Below are 19,700 nucleotides of genomic sequence, written 5' to 3' on the forward strand. Positions count from 1 at the left end.
AAAAAGGCCAGTAACTGGCCTTTTTATTATTATAGTTACCAAATTGCTTCGACAAACTCTGGATGGTCTACAAATGGATTTCGGTTACCCTGAAATTCGTATGCTGCTTGGTTGCGCGCTTGCTCTAGGGCATCGACAGGATCTTCGTTATGCCATCTTTTTAGCATGTTGACGACCCAAGTTTCGAATACTTGGTTTTGTGTGCCATTGAGGACAGCATTGCTGTAGCTGGTATTATTCTGCCAATTTGCAATCACATTTTGATAACGCGTTGCCATATAGAAGTAGGCACGAGCAAAGTCACCTTTGAAATTGTCAATTGGCTCAAACACGGTACCGCTGTAGTTAATGCCAGATGCTGAACCTAGGCGACTACCGTTACTTGAAGTATAAGAGGCACTTCCTACTTCACCAAATGGATAGTTACTGCGCTTCGAATTTACATAGCCATCGGAAGCAAAAATATGATGGATATCTGAATTCATCGGCTCTACTTGACCGCCAAACCAAGATTTAGGGAAAGAGTGCTCACGGTTATAACAATCGCCTTCACTTCTGTAACTGCCGCATTGTGATCCGGTGGAGACATAAGTGATGCTGTCGTTTGCGGTTGGTTTTTCAGAATAGCGATCTAATATAGTGTTATCTTTTTCAAAATAGCGGTCGCGCTCATTCTGATCGATAAAACTCCAAATTGCAGAATAACCTTGTGATTGGTGGTTACGAATAATCTGGTGTAGCTCTGTTTTTAGTGCGTAACCATTAAGTCCTACAGTCGAGGCATAGTAACCATCGCCGGAGGGCGGAGGCGTGGTTGTGCCAAGCGTAAAGGTATGATCTTGACGGTTACTGAACTGGCCGCCGGAAGCAAGCGTTGTACTCGCATGCGTTAAGGTGTATTGGCCATGACCATTGGTGCAACAAATCCCATCACCGTAGCTATCTAAAATCGTAAAGGTATAACTACCGTCTGCAAGGCATAGGTTTTCGTTTACCGATTGATTATTACTATAGCCACTACCACTAGCAACCGTTGTATTGGTAGAATTAGTAATTTGCCAGCTCGTTTCGCTACCATAATTGTCGGTCACCAAAGCGAGGTTGACACTATTATTTTGACAGCTCTGAGGTGGCTCTGGTGTAGTAGAAGTTGGACCAAAGCCGTCAACGTAGATGGTTTCATTACCATCAAAACCACTACCATCGTAAAAACGCAAGCCAACATTAATCGCGGTCGTTGAGGTTGCGGTATAGGTATAGCTAAGCTGTTGCCACTGACCAACATTGAACTGATCTGAATAGCCATGATAGCCGTCCACCACTAAACGTGCTTTGACGCCGCCTTCCGTGTGATAGACCCAAGTGCTAAATTGATAGCTTTTACCCGCTTCAACGTTCACTTGCTGTTGTAAGTCTGTGCTACTTTGCGTTGCTGTGGCTACCTGCACCGCTGCGGCAAGATTACCGTCTTTTACTGGCGTAGTAACCGAGGTAAGTGTAATGCCCGAGTCTATCGTCGTCCATCCACTTGGTACTTGACCACTCCAGCTTTCGAAACTGCCATTTGTAACTTCTGCAGCAGCGCTTAAGCTGAGAATTGAGCAACAAGAACTGAGTATTAGGTTTATATATTTCCCGTGTTTCATTTTTAGTCTCATTATTATGAATATCTGTATTATTGATTTGTCTGTATATGACAGTTTGATTTTGAATCAAAACTGTTACGGTAATGTTAAACTTTTTGGTGGTTAAATATCGAACTTCTTTTAATCTGTTTTCTTTGGACTTTTCAATCTTCAATAACTAAAAGGAATATAAAAGCAGATTCTATTCTTTTTGATCTCTCAATTTGCCACGTATGCTTCACGCTAATAAAAGTAGGCTACGCTGCGTGCGAGCCAGTTATGCAATGAGCAAGCAAAACCTTTTGGGTACGGGGATCCATGATGTTGTTAAGTCAACTTAATGCTGCAGCAAGTCCGCTGACACATGAACAACTGCAAAAACTACAAGGCTTAGTTGGAGAGTTAAATCCAATCCAACAGGCATGGGTGAGTGGCTATTTAGCTGCAACCGCAAATTCAACTGCATTATCAGGCATTGCTGGACAAGCAACAGCGGGCGCTGACGAGTCTGCACCTCTGACGATTTTATTTGGTTCACAAACCGGTAACGCAAAAGGGGTAGCAAACCAAATTAAAGCACAGGCAGAAGCGCGTGGCTTGACGACTAAGTTGGTTAATATGGCCGACTACAAACCTGCAAACCTGAAGAAAGAAAAGTTTTTAGTGATTGCTGTCTCTACTTACGGTGAGGGAGAACCACCAGAAGATGCAGAGGCATTGCATGAATTCTTAGCCGGTAAGAAAGCACCTAAACTTGAGGGTGTAAAGCAAGCTGTGATTGGTCTTGGTGATTCAAGCTATGAGTTCTTTTGCCAAACGGCAAAGGATTTTGAGGCGCGCTTAGCTGCCCTTGGCGCTGAAATTGTTGTGCCGCGTGCTGACTTAGATGTGGATTATGAGGCTGAAGCCGAGGCGTGGATAGCACAGGCGCTAGATGCATTAGAGCCCGCGCTTAAAGCTCAGCAGCAGGCGGGGGTGGTAATGTTATCAGCATGCCGTTTGGTGCTCCTCAGGCAGCGGTGAGTCAATATACTAAGCAAAACCCATTTGCGGCTGAGCTGAGCGTGGTACAAAAGATCACTGGCAGAAACTCAAGCAAAGATGTGCGTCACATTGAAATCTCGCTAGAGGGTTCAGATATCACTTATCAGCCGGGTGATTCACTTGGTGTGTACTTCTTAAATGATCCGCAAGAAGTGGCGGCAGTGATCGATGTCTTAAAACTCGACAAAGCACAAACCGTAAAAGTAGGTGAACTCACCGTTTCATTAGAAATGGCGTTAATTGAACATCTTGAGCTAACACAGTCGTATCCCGGCTTTGTCGAGAAGTATGCGATTGCAACTGGGAATGAGGAACTAAGTGCACTTGCAAACGATAAAGCGGCATTGCGTGCTTATATTGAAGAACGGCAAATCTTTGATGTGATTAAGCAAAACCCTGCACACATTGAGGCGCAAGCACTCGTTGATTGCTGTCGCAAATTACAAGCTCGCCTATACTCTATCGCCTCAAGCCAAGCTGAGGTGGAAGAAGAGGTGCATTTAACTGTAGGCTTAGTTGAATTTGATACTTTTGGTGAAAAGCACTTTGGCGGCTGCTCAGGTTATTTAGCGAATCGTGCTGAAGAAGGCACGAAAGTGAAAGTATTCAGTGAGCACAATGACAACTTTAGGTTACCAGTCGACAATACCACACCTGTGATCATGGTTGGCCCAGGTACAGGTATTGCACCGTTCAGAGCCTTTCTGCAAGAGCGGGAGGCGCGTGAAGCCGAGGGGGAAAACTGGCTGTTCTTTGGTAATCCACACTTTACAGAAGATTTCCTCTATCAAGTAGAAATTCAACAGTACGTAAAGTCGGGTCTGTTAACACATGTAGATTTGGCATTTAGCCGTGATCAGGCAGAAAAGATTTACGTGCAAGATAGACTACGCGAGAAGGGCGACGCTGTATTTGCGTGGCTTGAAAAGGGCGCCCATTTTTATGTCTGTGGTGATGCCAGTAGGATGGCCAAAGATGTACACCAAGCACTTATCGACATTATTAAAACCCATGGAGGGAAAGATGATGAACAAGCGGAGCAATATCTTAAAGCATTGCGTAGCGCAAACCGTTATCAGAAAGACGTTTACTAACGCGTCTTGTTATACCGTCAGCCAATTTTAATGTAGGAAAGACAATGAGCAACTCTGAAATCAAACCGAATAGTAAGCTCGATGCAAGCGCAAAGTTTTCTGATAATGAGCGTTTGAAGTCACAAAGTGCCCACTTACGTGGCACAATTTCAACGGATCTGACCGATCAACTAACCGGCGGCTTTACTGCGGATAACTTCCAATTGATCCGTTTCCACGGTATGTATCAGCAAGACGACCGCGATATCCGCCCCGAGCGCACTAAGCAACGCCTTGAGCCACTGCATAACGTGATGCTTCGTGCTCGTATGCCTGGTGGTATCATTAAACCACATCAGTGGTTGGCGATTGACGAGTTTGCAGCGGATAAAACCATGTATGGCAGCATTCGTCTGACAACACGTCAAACTTTCCAGTTCCACGGTGTACTGAAGCCAAACATCAAAGGGATGCATCAGCTGCTGAATAGTGTCGGTATCGATTCTATTGCGACGGCGGGGGACGTAAACCGCAACGTGTTATGTACAACTAACCCAGTCGAGTCCGAGTTACATCAAGAAGCGTACGAATGGGCGGCTAAAATTTCAGAGCACCTGCTACCCAAAACCAAAGCTTACGCTGAGATCTGGTTGAACGGTGAAAAAACCGAGACAACGGCAGAGCCGATTTTGGGTGATACGTATTTACCTCGTAAGTTCAAAACTACGGTGACTATCCCTCCGAATAATGAAGTCGATGTGCATGCCAATGACCTCAACTTTGTTGCTATCGCAGATGAAGGCAAGCTTGTTGGCTTTAATGTGCTTGTGGGTGGTGGTTTGGCGATGACACATGGTGACGTTAATACCTATCCACGTAAAGCAGATGACCTTGGCTTTATTCCGCTTGAGCACACGCTTGCCGTTGCTGAACATGTGGTTTCTGTGCAACGTGACTGGGGTAACCGGGTAAACCGTAAAAATGCAAAAACCAAATATACGCTAGATACATTTGGCACAGAGGTGTTTAAAGCGGAAGTTGAAAACCGTGCCGGTATGAAGTTTGAGCCAAGCCGTCCTTATGAATTCACTCACCGCGGCGACCGTTTTGGCTGGGTTGAAGGAATTGATGGGAAACATCATTTGACGGTGTTTATCGAAAATGGCCGTATTTTAGACTTCCCAGATAAACCACTGAAAACAGGTTGTCGCAAAATTGCTGAAATCCATAAAGGGGATTTCCGCATGACTGCAAACCAAAACTTAATCATTGCTGGAGTTGCTGCTGAAGATAAAGCCGAAATCGAACAAATTGCCCGCGAGCATGGTTTGATAGATAGCAAGCATTCAGAGCAGCGCAAGAACTCGATGGCGTGTGTATCGCTACCGACGTGTCCACTTGCGATGGCAGAAGCGGAGCGCTATTTACCTGAGCTTGTGACAAAGGTAGAAAGCTTGCTCGTCAAGCATGAGGTTGCTGAAGAGAATATTATCCTTCGCGTAGTTGGCTGCCCTAACGGCTGTGGCCGAGCGATGCTAGCCGAAGTGGGGTTTGTGGGTAAAGGTCCTGGTAAATACAATATGTATTTAGGCGGTAACCGTGCTGGTACTCGTATTCCTAAGCTGTACTTGGAGAATGTCGGCGAAGACGTTTTCCTTCCAGCCCTTGATGAGCTGATTGGCCAGTGGGTCAGCGAGCGCAATGATGGTGAATGTTTTGGTGATTATGTTATTCGCAAAGAAATTGTTGCGGAAGTAAAAGTGTCAAAAACTGATTTCCACGCTTGATTTAGAACGGGCAGTTAAACTGCCCATTGGATGAGAAAATGAGTGATTTTAAGCAAATATTGACTCTGGACAGTGCAACTCAGCAGATGCTACTTGCTGATGCTAATGCCCTACTGAGTGATAAAACAGCCGAGCAGAGAGTGGCTTGGGCACTGGAGAATTTACCAGATACTCACTTTTTGTCTTCTAGTTTCGGTATTCAAGCTGCGGTTATGTTGCATCTTTTGACCCAGCAACAGCCTGATATTCCAGTGGTGCTCACCGATACCGGTTATTTGTTTCCTGAAACGTATCAATTTATTGAATCGCTGTCAGAACGCTTAGCACTGAATCTAAAGATATACCGTGCTAAACAGAGCCCTGCTTGGCAAGAGGCGGTTTACGGTAAGTTATGGGAGCAAGGCGAAGAGGGGATTAAAAAGTACAATACGCTAAACAAAGTCGAGCCTATGACGCGAGCATTACGCGAGCTTAACGCTGGTACTTGGTTCAGTGGCTTACGTCGCCAACAGTCTTCAACGCGTTCTGATAAGCCAATCGTTGAATTGAGTCGTGGAACGGTCAAGTTTTACCCTATTATTGACTGGCATAATCGTGATGTGTATCAATATCTTACTAAGTTTGATTTACCTTATCATCCGCTCTGGGAGCAAGGCTATGTCTCTATGGGAGATGTTCACACCACCCGTAAGCTAGAACCAGGCATGACAGAGGAAGAAACACGATTCTTCGGACTGAATCGCGAGTGTGGGTTGCATATTGATGGTGATGGCATTTAACTTTTCAGCATATATATAGCAGATTGAGTGTGGCTGGTTTATTGACTTGGAAATTCTCAGCGATCGGTCATACTTAGTCTATTATTTGTTCAAGGTCTTGGAGGTGGCTTTGATCTACTTTCCCAAGACGATGTTATTATTGCTACTTAGTTGTACTCTGCCTTTTGCCGGCCACGCTAAAACAACGGAAGAAAGCAAAACGTTTATCAACTTTGCAGTGCAGTATTATCCTCCCTTTATTATCGAACATGCCCAAGAGCAAGGCGTGCTCATTGATATTTTCGAGCTGTTTGCGGCGCAATATCATTACCAAACAAATTACCCTGTTTATCCGGAAAAACGATCGTCTGTAGAAATCGAACGAGGGAATGTCGATGTACGGATGGAGTCTGAACATTGGTATCGTGGCACAATGCAAATGTGTTGGAGTGAGCCAATTTACACAGTTGAAGATGTTTTTGTCACGCACAAGCAAGCCAAGCAATTTGATGTGGAAGGCCTAAATAAACATTTATTTTTAGGTCGATTTGGCTATACCTACCCCCAGTTAGAGCCGTATTTTGATAGTAACTTACTGCAGCGCAAAGATTATTATTCAGAATTTGATATCTTGTCTGTGCTTGCGGGTGGAAACGACAAGGGCCTCGCTTTTTCTATTGTTGGCGAACCAACACTACGTTGGTATCAGCTGAAATACCCAGTACTAAAAAGTATGGTCAGCGTACGCGGTGTGTCGGATGTCGCGCCGTTGCAATTGCAATTTGGGCGTACTCAAAGAGCAAAAAAGTTGTGTGAGGACTTTAACCACTTTTATGCCGACTTTAAAAAAACGGAGCAATTTAAACAGATACTGTTAAAGTATGGGCTCTAAGGAAAGTCAGAGTATGAAGATGAAAGCCGCAAGTTACTTAATGATTATGATAATGCTGGTGGCGTTAGCCAGTTTATTTGTTTTGAAGCGTCCCGATGGGAAGCCATGGTTAAATATAAGCTCATTAACCAACACGATTGAACAGCAGGTTACAGAATTAACCCATCAAGGCGTGACTGCGCTTGAGAAAGTGAAAACACAAACTAAAGAGCTTGTGAGTGATGATATTCAGCAACCCGTGCCTGAGGTACAAGTATATCGTTGGCAAGATGCGAAAGGTCAGTGGCATTACTCAGATAAACCCAATCCAAACGGTGAGTCGCAGCACTATCAGCTAGATGAGCGCAACATTACCGTGATAGCGGCCGAAGACACGAGCATTCTGAATAAACAGCCAGAGCAGGTCGCAAGTAAAGAAACCGCCTCGTCATTACCCACTGCATTAAATCCAAAAGCGGTGAAGCAGGTGCTGGAGGATGCGAAAAACATCCAGCAGTTGATGGATGATAGAACGAAAAAGCTCGAAAAGGCGCTGGAGGAAAACCAGCGTTAAAGGCGCTGTTCAATATATTCCGCAATGGCGAGACTTGCCGTAAGCCCCGGTGATTCAATCGCCATTAGATTAACAAAGCCTGATATTCCATGCGTTGTCTCGAATTGAATTTCAAAGTCGTTTTGTTGATTTTTGCTTAATTTAGGTCTTATCCCTGTGTAATCCGGTGTGAGCCTACTCTCATCCAGTGTCGGCCAGTAACGCTTGATTGCTGCGACAAAGTGCGCCTTTTGAGAGTCGTCAAATTGATAATCAATCTTTTCGATATACTCGGTATCAGGGCCAAACTTGAGTTGCCCAGCTAAATCTAATGTCGCGTGCACGCCCAACCCGTGCGTGTTGGGTAGAGGGTAGATGAGCTGTTGAAAAGGATGTTTACCCTGGTAGCGATAGTAACGGCCACGACAATAGTAGGCTGTAGTTTTGTCACTATCATCTGCAATTTTATTGAGTACATCTGGAGCGTTCAGCCCAGCGCAGTTTATTAGCTGACTACAACCCATCTCGAACTGCTCGTTATCGCAGCGCATTGTAACGATAAAATCATTACCTAACCGTTCGGCTCGAATAAACTCACTTTGCGTTGCGACAATACCTCCATTACGTTCAATCTCAGCGATGAGTGACAGTATAAATTGGTGGCTGTCTAGAATACCGGTGGAGGGAGAGAATAGTGCGCTATGTATTTTCAAATAGCTGAGCTGTTGCTTGATTGTCTTGGGTGAAGCAAAGTCAATATCCGTGACAGAGTTGGCATGGGCACGCGTCTTAATTTGTTCTAGGTTTTGCGCTTCCTCTTCGTTTGTCGCAACAATGAATTTACCAAGTTGCTGAAAAGGAATGTTTAGCTGCTCACAGTGCGTGTAAAGTAGTGCTTTCCCTCGAACGCATAACTGGTGCTTTAAGCTACCATGAGGGTAGTAAACCCCTGCATGGATCACTTCACTATTACGGCTACTTGCATGCTCACCAACACGAGATTCTTTATCGATAACAATAACACTGCGGCGATGGCTGAGTTTTGCTGCTATCGCTAAGCCTACAACGCCAGCGCCAATAATTAGGGTGTCGACCTTTTCCACAAATTGAGTACCTTAATAAACATAGAAACTCAGGGTGCAGTAAAACCAACCCAATATCAAGCTCGTATGCTTTAGTGGTATAGCCTCATTGCTCCCGGCGCATCAGCAGAATAGTCAGGTATATTTTAGTCGGTAGAGAGCAAATGAGGCCGATCGCGACACAGCTTGCACCAATAATAAAGCCGCTCGGGCCAAGATCATTCAGCCATTCGGTCGTTAATATGGTGTGGCCAGTGAAAATTAAAATCAATCCAGTCACGATGAGTGTATGTAGAGGCCAAAGCGGTTGAGTTGACATATATTCATCTCACTATTCTTTGTATTGCAATAATAATGAGGTGGATGTGATATCTTGTCGTTGTGATAGATCAAGTTTTAGCGTGATACTACGGCGGCGGTCATTCTAGAAATGCAGCACAGTTCATTGCGACTGTTAGTGATGCGGATCTCCCATACAGATGAACGTTTTCCGAGGTGCACAGGCTTCGCAATGGCTGTGAGCATGCCAGTTCTTGATGCTTTTAAGTGATTCGCATTGATCTCTTGTCCTACACAGTAGAATTGTTCGGTATCTACAACAAAGTTTGCTGCATAGCTCGCAACGGTTTCCGCTAAAGCAACGTTTGCGCCGCCATGGACCATACCCAAAGGGTTGTGGTGCTCTGGAATGGCAGGCATAGTCGCAACCAAGTAGTCGTCACCCACCTCGCTGATCTCTATTCCTAACGTTTTCATGAGTGTGCCTTTACCTGTCATACCATCTTCTAGTTTTTTGCATGATTCTAAATTTACGGGTTTGAACCAGATTGCCATGTTTGTCTCTCTTTTGACTACATACGCTTACATTTTTTTACTATGGCGATTTTTTTTCATAGTTACAATCATTGCATCAATATTAAGGGGAAAGTATGAAGATATTATCACTGGTTGGGCTGCTAATTTATTCAGGTGTCAGCATGGCAAGTTCACATGAAATAAGTGCGGGCTTTGGTGAGTTCTTAGAAATTGAAGATGGGTTCTTAGGCGTTCAGTATCGACACTATCTTGCTGAGTTGAAGAATGATGGTACACCCTATGGTTTGCAAGGATACCTGCAAAAGCGTAACAATTTCTCTGTAGGCGGCTTTAAAAATAATGATTGGCATCTCTACCAAGCTGATGCTGAGTTCTTTATTGGGCGAGATTGGCGAGTTGCCGTTGATGTAACCCAATTTAAAGATGACTCCGCACTTTTTACTGCAACGCGAGACACAATAGCGCTGGTACAAGTGGGGCGTTTTGTCAGTGAGAATATGCAACTTGGTGTTACGCTCATCGGTGAACGTTCAGAATTTGATAACTACGGAATGAACGAGCAAGAAACTGAAACGGCTATCGCACCATTTTTTCGCTATACGGAGATTGATAACGGTGTCGGCTGGGATGTAAAAATGCAAAAGGTGGCAGCCGATATCGACTTTTGGCAGATCCATGCTGGTTACTATCTAGCAAAAGATTGGCAGGTATCTGTATCAGCACGATTGCGTGAGGATGACTTTGACCAATCAGTTGTGGAATTACAAACTGATTATTGGTTTAGTGCACAATCGGCAGTGAAGTTTGGAATAGGCAGTGCGCTTGATGATGATGGCATCAATACCATTACGCTGATTTACACCAGAAGATTTTAAAAAAGACGGCAGTTGCCGTCTTTTCCATTATGGTATTGCCAAACGTGGGCTATAACATTTGCCTTAATACGTACTGTAAAATCCCGCCATGTTGGTAGTACTCCCACTCTTTGGGGGTATCAATCCGAATATCCGCCGAAAACTTGATTTCTTTGCCATCCGCATTCGTTGCCGTGACTATCACCTCGGTTGATGTGTCGTATATTCCTTCAATTTCAAATTCTTCTTCACCCGTTAATTCCAGCTCTTCGTGACCGTCACCCGGCTTAAATTGCAGTGGTAACACGCCCATACCGATGAGATTAGAGCGGTGAATTCGCTCGTAGCTTTTAGCAAGCACAGCCTTAATGCCTAACAACAAAGACCCTTTGGCTGCCCAATCTCGTGATGAACCTGTGCCGTATTCACTACCCGCGAGTACAACGAGTGGGGTATTACGCTGCTGGTAATGCTCTGCAGCATCGAAAATACTCATAAGTTCGCCCTCAGGCAATAGACGAGTTATGCCACCTTCAGTACCTGGAGCCAACTGATTGCGTAGTCGTACATTTGCAAATGTACCTCTCATCATCACTTCGTGGTTGCCACGACGCGAACCATAAGAGTTAAAGTCAGCTTGCTTCACTCCTTGCTCTTGTAGGTATTCTCCAGCTGGTGCTGAAGCTTTAATATTACCTGCTGGAGAAATATGGTCAGTCGTCACTGAATCGCCTAGTTTAGCGAGGCAGCGTGCGCCTTTGATACTTGGGATCCCCGGAGGCTCTTTACTCATATCATCGAAGAAAGGTGCTTTGCGAATATAAGTAGAGCTATCTTGCCAATCATAGCGCTCACTCTGATTTACCGCAATTTGTTGCCAGTGTTGGTCGCCTCGGTAAACGTCTGCATAGTTCTTCTCAAACATGGCTTGTGTTACTGTCTGAGACACAAGTTCACTGACTTCAGAGACCGATGGCCAAATGTCTTTTAAGAACACATCCTGTCCATCATCGGTTTGACACAATGGCTCATTGTACACATCGATATCAGTGCGACCCGCCAGTGCATACGCAACAACAAGTGGCGGCGAGGCGAGGAAGTTCATTTTTACATCTTGATGGATCCGTCCCTCAAAGTTGCGGTTTCCTGATAAGATGGAACTGACAACCAGCTGGTGTTTAACGATGGCCTCGTTAATTTCTTTTGGTAAAGGACCTGAGTTGCCGATACACGTCGTACAGCCATATCCCACTAAATCAAAACCCAGCTCAGCAAGTGGTTCCAATAGGTCGGCTTGTTTTAGGTAATCAGTAACTACTTTTGAGCCTGGAGCCAATGAGGTTTTCACCCAAGGCTTAGGTTTTAAGCCGAGTGCCTTTGCTTTTTGTGCAACAAGGCCAGCGGCAAGAATAACACTTGGATTCGAGGTGTTTGTACAACTTGTGATAGCGGCAATAACACAGGCGCCGTCGACCAATTCAAATTCTTGATCTTTAAATTTAACCTTACCAACGCCAAGCGTTGCGGGCTCATCTTGATCAACTCGAGAAGTTCCGCCTTCACCAACGGTGCGCGCTTCATCTTGGTCAGACACGGCATTTTTTTCACTGCGCTCATGTTGGAATTCACCCAAATGGGCTTGAATTGTTTTACCTGCATCATCAAGTGGGATTCTATCTTGTGGGCGTTTTGGACCTGCAAGGCTTGGAACCACTGTTGCCAAGTCTAGTGTCAGTACATCGGTGTAAAGTGGTTCATCTCCAGGCTCTCGCCACATACCTTGATGCTTGGCATAACCTTCAATTAATGCAATTTTTTCTTCATCGCGATTGGTTAGTCGTAGATATTCTAAGGTTTCGTTATCAATGGGGAAAATACCGCAGGTTGCCCCATATTCAGGTGCCATGTTTGCAATGGTTGCACGATCGGCAAGTGGTAAGTCTGCTAAACCATCACCAAAGAATTCGACAAATTTACCCACTACGCCGTGTTCACGTAGCATTTGTGTCACGGTTAGCACCAGATCAGTTGCGGTTGTGCCTTCAGGCAACTGCCCTTCAAGTTTAAAGCCAACGACCTGAGGAATGAGTAGTGAAATTGGCTGACCAAGCATAGCGGCCTCGGCTTCGATGCCGCCTACACCCCAACCTAAAATACCAAGGCCGTTGATCATTGTTGTATGAGAGTCCGTACCAACCAGCGTATCTGGATAGGCGAATGGCATACCGTCGATTTCTTTTTCGAATACGACACGTGCTAAATACTCTAGGTTAACTTGGTGTACGATCCCAGTTGCGGGTGGCACCACTTTTAGATTGTCAAACGCGCCTTGCCCCCAGCGCAAAAATTCATAGCGCTCTTTGTTGCGTTGGTACTCTAACTTAGCATTAAGATCAAAGGCGCCATCGTGGCCATATTCGTCTACTTGTACTGAGTGGTCTATGACCATTTCAGCGGGTGATAAAGGGTTGATTTTGTTGGGATCGCCGCCCAGTTTTGCCATGGCATCACGCATTGCTGCAAGGTCCACGATAGCTGGTACGCCTGTAAAATCTTGCATCACGACGCGCGCGGGCGTAAAAGCAACTTCTTTACTTGGTTTATCTTCCGGCTTCCAGTTGAGTAGGGCATCAATATCTTGTGCGGTGACGTTTTTGCCATCTTCATGGCGCAGTAAATTTTCTAATAAAATTTTAAGCGAAAACGGTAATCTTCTTGCTCTATCGCTTAAAGCTGGAAGTGAGTGAATATGGACCTGACGCTCGCCGACGGTAAGCTGAGTCAGGGTGTTATATGAATTATTCATGCTTGACCCTTTCCTTATACCAACTGCACTTAAGATTTGCTCTATATAAGAGGGAAGTAGAGCATCCAATTAAATGAATTGGTTTTGTTCTAAAAATGCAAAACAAGGTGCATAGAATGTACCAGTTGCAGACTTGCCGTTTTTTTGTACTGCTATAGTCCTAGTGTTGATCGGACACTTTTTCAAGGGGGAAGTGCACTTTCGCGAGGCGTCGGTGCACTAAAAAGGTGAGCATTTTTGTAATTAAATACGTCAGCGTCTGGGATTGCTAGCCAAAGGAAATGGGTTTTCGGCCTGTATTTTTGTCCACTTGTGTGTAAGATTTTCCTGACTTTTGTCGTTTTTTCTTACTCGGCATTGGTGCCGTTTCGGCGCGTGGAGTGGCAACTGCTCGCGGTTGCGGCGTAGCATCAGGTGCTAAGGTTAAATGAAATTCATCACCATCAAAATGCAGAATATCGCCTGAATAAATCTTTTTACGTTTTTGCGTACATATTTCATCGTTGACTGCTACATAACCTTCAGTGATCAATAACTTAGCATGTCCGCCAGTTTCTGCTAAGTCGAGCACTTTCAAAAGGTTACACAATTCTATCGGCTCTTCTTCGAGCTCAATTTCAATAAACCCATCTTGCATTTTTATAACCTCAACATGCCGTATTTACCTAACACAGCCAGTGTCTTATTGCCTTATACGACAGTATATAAAATTACTACGGTGAATGACGAAACTTTTTCGTTAAATCCGGGGTCCTTAACATTATTGAAGCATTTGGTGTGTATCTTGCAGGCCGACCACGCGATTTGTTTTTATCAGTATTTTATGGAGGCAACGATGGGTATTCGCACAGCATTAAGAAAAGAGCTTATGAACGTTGATAAGACTGATCTAATGACCGCGGATGATGTACGTCACTATGTCAATGAGTCTCTCACGCAAGCCAAGGATAAGCTTTCTGTCATCTCTCGATTTAATGAGCATCATAGTCAGGTGCAAGCCGGGCTGCCAAGTCAGGAGCAGCACTTACGTCATCAACAGCATCGATTGTTTAAAGATATTCTCTACCCAAAAGCTTCTGTTGAAAATTGGTTGTCTAGGTGTTAATTTGAAGTATTAATAAGACTGAGGTTGAAGTGTACTTCCCAGATTAGGTGCATTTCAAACCGAGGCGTAACACCAAGGATGACAATGCAACGTATTTTCGCAATTGCTACTTTATTATTGAGTGGCTGTAGCACCCAAACCTTACATATCTTTGAATCCGGTCTCGATGAAGGTACTAGAGCTAACTTAGTTCAAGCGTTAGAAAAGCGAGATATTCATTATCGTTTTACCGAGCTTCCCGTACCGCAACAATATGAAAGCGCACAATTAAATATTCCACCGATGACTTCAGGCGACAAGTGGCTTAGGGATATCGAATATGTGGTGAAAAAGATTGGTTTTGATACGCTGACAATTTCAGAATTTAATATGGAAGGGCACCGTTATACACCGAATAACGCGGGGTTGTATCTGGTGCAAAACAGAGCAGTTCAAGCACTGCCAGATCTATTGTTTGCCCACCAATGCAAAGACGATTCTATCCAATTGCAGCTGAAACCCAATGGTCATTGGCAGCAGGTTGGCACTGAGTATCGGGGGCGTTGGACTTATGAAAGTAATTCTCTCACGCTCACATGGCGTGATAAACCCGAACAGCACCCCTACCAACAAGTGTATGCCGAGCGCGAACATACAGTGCAGACATTACAGGGGCCCAAGCCTGCAAAAACATTTATCCGCCAGCAGCTTTTCGATGGTCCCGTGCCGGTCTTTAACTGTGACTTACAAGTGATCTTTGCTGAGTGAGTTAAGAACTCGCTGGGTTCGTGAGGCTTACTTCAGGCCGAACTTACTCGTTGCGTCGTGGGGATAAAAGTAGGAAAAATCGTGTGCGATGCTGAGAAATTACTACATGATGTCAATATTGTAATGTATGAGATGCAGAAGTGAGGCAAGAACACCTATCATTCATTCACTAATGTCATTGCTAGAGAAGCTGGTCGAAAGATCCAGATTGAGCAAGTGCAGCAGGCAATATTAACGTCTCGTGAATTAAGTCTGAACCTGCAGCCGTCTATTGTCAAAAAGGGCAGATCCTAAATGGGTCTGAAGCCCTATTACGTTGTAATAGTTCTGCGCTCGGTGAGGTAAGCCCGCAGAATTTATCCCTATCGCAGAACAATGCGCGTAGATTTCGGAGCTGACCATTGGGTATATCACCAGACATTGAGTGCTATTAACGAGGTTTGGATAACAAAGTCACCTCTCATTACGTTATAAAAAGTAATGGCTGAAAAAGTAAAAATACCTATTGACCTTAACATGGGTTGAGGTTTTAACCTGCCTCCATCAACTTTAGGAGTCAGTCATGGAATTAGAAGCGAATATCAATCAATATCTTAGCAGCTTATCTTTACAGCACTTTGCTGGGGTTGAGCTGGTCACCGAGTTACAACAAAAACACCTTTCTCGCTACGCCTTCTCAAGTATTAATGCTATGTATGGCGAGCGTCTGTTGCTTGACCCATTACCACTATTTAGCCGTTTAGTGACCAACAAACAAGGCGGCTACTGCTTTGAGCATAACAAGGTGGCATTTTTAGCGCTGCAACAGCTTGGTTTTACAGTAAGGCCAGTTCTTGCGAGAGTGATGCTAAATGGTAGCCTCTCCAACCCTCGCTCTCATCGGATGACATTGCTACATTTGGATGGTGAGCAGTATTTGGTTGATGTGGGGTTTGGAGTGAAGTCTCCTCGAGTACCGATTAATATCAATCAGGCCTTAACTATCCAAGGTCGACAGACTTATCGGGTACAAAAAACTGCAGACACAGTCAAAGTGACTTTGTTAGAGGAGGGCGAAGCACCGCTCACTTTATATCATGTCGACCTTGCTGAGGTGTTCGAATCCGATTGTGAAGTGGCACACTTTTATTCCCATCAACATCCTGAAGCGGCGTTTGTGAATAACTTAGTGGTTTCTCGAATCACAGATTGCCATCGTTATTTACTGCGTAATCAGAGTTATTTTGAATGGCATGAATGCGATGGCAGTGTTACTGAAACTAAAGTGGAGAGCTTTGCTCAACTGGAACAGTTAGTAAAAGAGATATTTTTGCTTGAAACGCCAAGAGCGGTTTTAAACAGCGTATACGATAAAGCCCTAACTCGCGCCGCAAATAAACCAGTCGAACGTTAATTCGACTGGTTTTACGTGAATTAGTTTACGGTACTACAGCCTTCTAGCTTAGTCTTCTAACCTAGAAACCACAAAATAGGGGTTAAGATACTCGGCTTTTTGATTGTAGCGCAGAGGCTCGCCATTCACTTGACTAACCTTTGCCCCGGCGATACTCGCCACTGCGTGTCCGGCCCCGGTATCCCATTCTGAAGTTGGGCCAAGGCGAGGGTAAACATCGGCTTTACTTTCTGCCACTAAGCATAACTTAAGTGAACTGCCTTTGGGTACCATGTCTACTTGCTCGAAGCGGGTAAGGTATTCAGCTAAATCTGGTGACGGGTGTGAGCGCGAGCCAACCACCTTAATTAAACCTTGGTTGGGCTTTGTGGTGACTTTTAGCTCTATGCGAGCTTCACCCGTTTGCTTGAACGCACCAATGCTTTTTTCTGCAAGGTAGCTTTCATTAAGTGCTGGAGCATGAACAACTCCAAGAATGGGTTCACCGTTATTGATAAGTGCAATATTTACCGTAAATTCGCCATTTTTCTTGATGAATTCCTTGGTGCCATCAATGGGGTCAACCAGCCAATATTCTTGCCATTGTTGGCGTTCTTGCCAATCTATTCCCGCGCTTTCCTCACTTAATATCGGCATTTCGGGAGTGAGGGTTTTAAGGCCTGCAACAATAATTTTATGCGCAGCGAGATCTGCCTCAGTGACGGGACTTTCATCTTCTTTATATTCAACATTAAAGTCCTTGGCATAAATCTCCATAATCGCTTCACCAGCGCGAATACTCAGATTTAATACTTCTTCCAGCAGATCCGTATGATTCATGACTTACCCTATTAAATTTTTTGACAGTAGATAGTGTATTAGCTGCTGGACAGACTCTTCCAGCGACTGCTCAGAAGTATTTAAACATATTTCTGGATTAATTGGGGGCTCATACGCCGAATCAATGCCAGTAAAGTGTTTTATTTCTCCCGCACGCGCTTTTTTATACAAACCTTTAGGGTCCCGCTGCTCACAAACTTCGAGCGGCGTATCAAGGTATACTTCAATAAATTCGCCGCTTGCGACTAAATTACGCACCATGTCTCGTTCTGCTTGAAAAGGTGAAATAAAAGCAGTGAGTACCATTAGTCCCGCATCAATCATTAATTTACTGAGTTCACCTACTCGACGGATGTTTTCAACTCGGTCTTCATCGCTGAATCCTAAGTCTTTACACAGTCCATGCCTGACATTATCCCCATCAAGGAGGTAGGTGTGTATGCCTTTTGCTTGCAGTGCATGCTCAAGTGCATTTGCCACGGTGCTTTTTCCTGAGCCTGAAAAGCCTGTAAACCACAGCACGCAAGGCTTATGACCTTTTAATTCGCTACGTTTTGTTTTATCTACGGCATAGTTATGCCAAACAATATTTTCGTCCATACTTTGCTCTATTAAAATGGAAAGACAAATGGAATAACAGTCAGTACCGTCGCTGAATAAATCAACGACAAGGGCAGTCCCATGGTGACGTAATCACGAATTCGATAGTTGCCTGCGCTATATACCATGAGATTAGTTTGATAGCCAAAAGGTGAAATAAAGCTTGCGGACGCGCCAAAGGCTACCGCCATTACAAATGGTAATGGACTTACATCAAAGCCACTTGCCAGTGCATAAGCTACTGGGAATGAAAGTGCTGCCGCGGCATTGTTAGTGATGAGTTCGGTAAATATCACAGTCATCACAAAAATAGCGATAAATGCGCCGTAAGGACCAAAGTCGCCTAACAACCACAACAAGCTCGAAGAAATCTCTGCTGCCAGTCCGGTTTCAATCATTAACTTAGCCAGTCCTATCGCACTGCCAACAATAGCGACAAGCTCAATAGGAAAACGACGTTTCATCTCTGGGACTTTGATTGTACCGAGCACTACAAGGGCGGCGAGTAACACAATTAACCCTTTTACCAGCGGTACAACGCCAAAGATGCTAAGGCCAACAACTGTCGCAAAACTCGCAAGCACCGTGTTGGACTTATTACGAGATAGATGTGTTTGTAAATCTAGGCCTGAGATATATACAAATTCGCGTTTTAAATTGGGGAGTGCATAAAAATCGCTGCTTGGGGCTAATATCAAAGAATCCCCGCTTGTAGTTCGACCTGACCTATCCCACCTTGTAGGCGATCATGACCACGACGGATGGCAATAATAGCGGCATGGAACTGCTCCCTAAAGCGGATCTCTTTAATGGTTTTTCCAAGAAAACGGGAAGACTGACTGACGACCACTTCCACCAAGTGCTCAACGTCTTTCTCGTGTTTATCATGGACTATCTTTAATCCATCGAAACGCTGTAACAGTGGCACTGAATTAATGTCGCCCACGAATAGGAGCACATCACCAGCAAGAATCTCTTGTTGTGGAGTTACGGCACAGATCCGTCGTTCACCACGAATGATTTCTGCAAGGAATAAGTCTTTGAGATCACGCAGGCCGTTTTCTTCAACGGTGCGGCCAACTAGCTTAGAGCTCGGTTCAACTTTGCCTTCTAAATAGAAAGGCACAATCTCATCATTATTTTTGCCGTTATCGGGCAAATATTTGAGCATAATCGTGATGGTCAATAAACCAACGCTAAGGACGGCGAGACCAACCAAGGTAAAGTCAAAAAAGCCTAGCGGCGCCATCCCTGCTTCTACGGCAAACCCATTTACAATAAGATTGGTTGAAGTACCGATCAGCGTTAATGTGCCACCTAAAATAGCGGTATAAGAAAGCGGTAATAACAGCTTAGAAGGCGCATGTGTTTTGCTCTCTTTAACGGTTGTGATCAGCGAAGCAACCACCGCCGTGTTATTGGTAAAAGAAGACAAAAAGGCCGTGGATAAACCCAGTTTAATTACCGCTTTTGCAAGGCTACCTTGTGCCATTGAGTGGGCGAGTTTTTTGACTAAGGTTGTTTTTTCAATCGCAATAGAAACTAGGATAAGTAGCACAAGCGTAATTAAAGATGGATTCGCATAATTCACCAACATCGACTCAAGACCGATGAGGCCAGTCAAATAACTGATGGCGATTGCGCCTGTGAATAGCCATGCAGCGTTAATGCGTGTGGCAAAAAGACACACGACTAACGCTAGCATAATGCCTGTTAAAATGACTTGTTCCATAATGACGTCATACCTCGACTAACAGGCTAAATTGC

General features: G+C 44.5%; 16 protein-coding genes and 2 pseudogenes. 9 read left to right on the forward strand and 9 right to left on the reverse strand.

Annotation, left to right across the window (positions count from 1 at the left end):
- Positions 1 to 35: 35 nt before the first annotated feature.
- The gene (locus B1L02_RS01445) at positions 36 to 1,646 is read right to left on the reverse strand and encodes an endonuclease (RefSeq protein WP_088529651.1); all 1,611 of its coding nucleotides are present in this window, start codon (positions 1,644 to 1,646) and stop codon (positions 36 to 38) included.
- Positions 1,647 to 1,946: 300 nt separating this feature from the next.
- On the opposite strand from B1L02_RS01445, the pseudogene B1L02_RS01450 reads away from it, so the two are divergent.
- From B1L02_RS01450 to B1L02_RS01470, 5 genes and pseudogenes are all read left to right on the forward strand, one after another.
- A pseudogene (locus B1L02_RS01450) lies at positions 1,947 to 3,763 on the forward strand (assimilatory sulfite reductase (NADPH) flavoprotein subunit).
- 44 nt (positions 3,764 to 3,807) lie between these two features.
- Entirely contained in the window at positions 3,808 to 5,529 is a 1,722-nt protein-coding gene (cysI, locus tag B1L02_RS01455; protein WP_088529652.1) for an assimilatory sulfite reductase (NADPH) hemoprotein subunit, read from the forward strand.
- 38 nt (positions 5,530 to 5,567) lie between these two features.
- On the forward strand, positions 5,568 to 6,308 hold the full coding sequence (locus B1L02_RS01460) for a phosphoadenylyl-sulfate reductase (protein WP_088529653.1): 741 nt from the start codon (positions 5,568 to 5,570) through the stop codon (positions 6,306 to 6,308).
- A 103-nt stretch (positions 6,309 to 6,411) separates the two neighbouring features.
- Positions 6,412 to 7,179, forward strand: a complete 768-nt coding sequence (locus B1L02_RS01465; RefSeq protein WP_223191982.1) for an amino acid ABC transporter substrate-binding protein — start codon at positions 6,412 to 6,414, stop codon at positions 7,177 to 7,179.
- Between the two features lie 13 nt (positions 7,180 to 7,192).
- Positions 7,193 to 7,732 (forward strand): DUF4124 domain-containing protein, encoded by a 540-nt coding sequence (locus B1L02_RS01470; RefSeq protein ID WP_088529655.1) that lies wholly within the window; start codon positions 7,193 to 7,195, stop codon positions 7,730 to 7,732.
- Here B1L02_RS01470 and B1L02_RS01475 read toward each other — a convergent pair.
- From B1L02_RS01475 to B1L02_RS01485, 3 genes are all read right to left on the reverse strand, one after another.
- Positions 7,729 to 8,814 carry an NAD(P)/FAD-dependent oxidoreductase gene (locus tag B1L02_RS01475; RefSeq protein WP_088529656.1) on the reverse strand — a complete coding sequence of 362 codons (1,086 nt, stop codon included), beginning with the start codon at positions 8,812 to 8,814 and terminating at the stop codon, positions 7,729 to 7,731. The genes B1L02_RS01470 and B1L02_RS01475 overlap by 4 nt on opposite strands.
- Positions 8,815 to 8,899: 85 nt before the next feature.
- Positions 8,900 to 9,112, reverse strand: a complete 213-nt coding sequence (locus B1L02_RS01480; protein WP_088529657.1) for a hypothetical protein — start codon at positions 9,110 to 9,112, stop codon at positions 8,900 to 8,902.
- 77 nt (positions 9,113 to 9,189) lie between these two features.
- Positions 9,190 to 9,627 (reverse strand): PaaI family thioesterase, encoded by a 438-nt coding sequence (locus tag B1L02_RS01485; protein WP_088529658.1) that lies wholly within the window; start codon positions 9,625 to 9,627, stop codon positions 9,190 to 9,192.
- A 95-nt stretch (positions 9,628 to 9,722) separates the two neighbouring features.
- Between B1L02_RS01485 and B1L02_RS01490 the strand changes: the two genes are divergently transcribed.
- Positions 9,723 to 10,484 (forward strand): hypothetical protein, encoded by a 762-nt coding sequence (locus tag B1L02_RS01490; RefSeq protein ID WP_088529659.1) that lies wholly within the window; start codon positions 9,723 to 9,725, stop codon positions 10,482 to 10,484.
- A gap of 49 nt (positions 10,485 to 10,533) precedes the next feature.
- Here B1L02_RS01490 and acnA read toward each other — a convergent pair whose 3' ends face one another.
- Entirely contained in the window at positions 10,534 to 13,269 is a 2,736-nt protein-coding gene (gene acnA / locus B1L02_RS01495; RefSeq protein ID WP_088529660.1) for an aconitate hydratase AcnA, read from the reverse strand.
- A gap of 268 nt (positions 13,270 to 13,537) precedes the next feature.
- Positions 13,538 to 13,906, reverse strand: a complete 369-nt coding sequence (locus tag B1L02_RS01500; protein WP_088529661.1) for an RNA-binding S4 domain-containing protein — start codon at positions 13,904 to 13,906, stop codon at positions 13,538 to 13,540.
- Positions 13,907 to 14,104: 198 nt separating this feature from the next.
- Here B1L02_RS01500 and B1L02_RS01505 point away from each other — a divergent pair, with 198 nt between their 5' ends.
- From B1L02_RS01505 to B1L02_RS01520, 3 genes are all read left to right on the forward strand, one after another.
- On the forward strand, positions 14,105 to 14,374 hold the full coding sequence (locus B1L02_RS01505) for a hypothetical protein (protein WP_088529662.1): 270 nt from the start codon (positions 14,105 to 14,107) through the stop codon (positions 14,372 to 14,374).
- Positions 14,375 to 14,458: 84 nt separating this feature from the next.
- Complete coding sequence (locus B1L02_RS01510; protein WP_088529663.1) at positions 14,459 to 15,121, forward strand: hypothetical protein; 663 nt, start codon at positions 14,459 to 14,461, stop codon at positions 15,119 to 15,121.
- A gap of 562 nt (positions 15,122 to 15,683) precedes the next feature.
- Entirely contained in the window at positions 15,684 to 16,514 is an 831-nt protein-coding gene (locus B1L02_RS01520) for an arylamine N-acetyltransferase family protein (protein ID WP_088529664.1), read from the forward strand.
- A gap of 48 nt (positions 16,515 to 16,562) precedes the next feature.
- Here the strand turns inward: B1L02_RS01520 and cysQ are convergent, their stop codons facing one another.
- From cysQ to B1L02_RS01535, 3 genes and pseudogenes are all read right to left on the reverse strand, one after another.
- Positions 16,563 to 17,333 (reverse strand): 3'(2'),5'-bisphosphate nucleotidase CysQ, encoded by a 771-nt coding sequence (cysQ, locus tag B1L02_RS01525; RefSeq protein ID WP_010376240.1) that lies wholly within the window; start codon positions 17,331 to 17,333, stop codon positions 16,563 to 16,565.
- A 3-nt stretch (positions 17,334 to 17,336) separates the two neighbouring features.
- Positions 17,337 to 17,933, reverse strand: a complete 597-nt coding sequence (gene cysC, locus B1L02_RS01530; RefSeq protein ID WP_088529665.1) for an adenylyl-sulfate kinase — start codon at positions 17,931 to 17,933, stop codon at positions 17,337 to 17,339.
- An 11-nt stretch (positions 17,934 to 17,944) separates the two neighbouring features.
- Positions 17,945 to 19,668 (reverse strand): annotated as a pseudogene (locus B1L02_RS01535) (SLC13 family permease).
- Positions 19,669 to 19,700 lie beyond the last annotated feature (32 nt).

The sequence above is a fragment of the Pseudoalteromonas piscicida genome (assembly GCF_002208135.1).
GTDB lineage: Bacteria > Pseudomonadota > Gammaproteobacteria > Enterobacterales > Alteromonadaceae > Pseudoalteromonas > Pseudoalteromonas piscicida_A.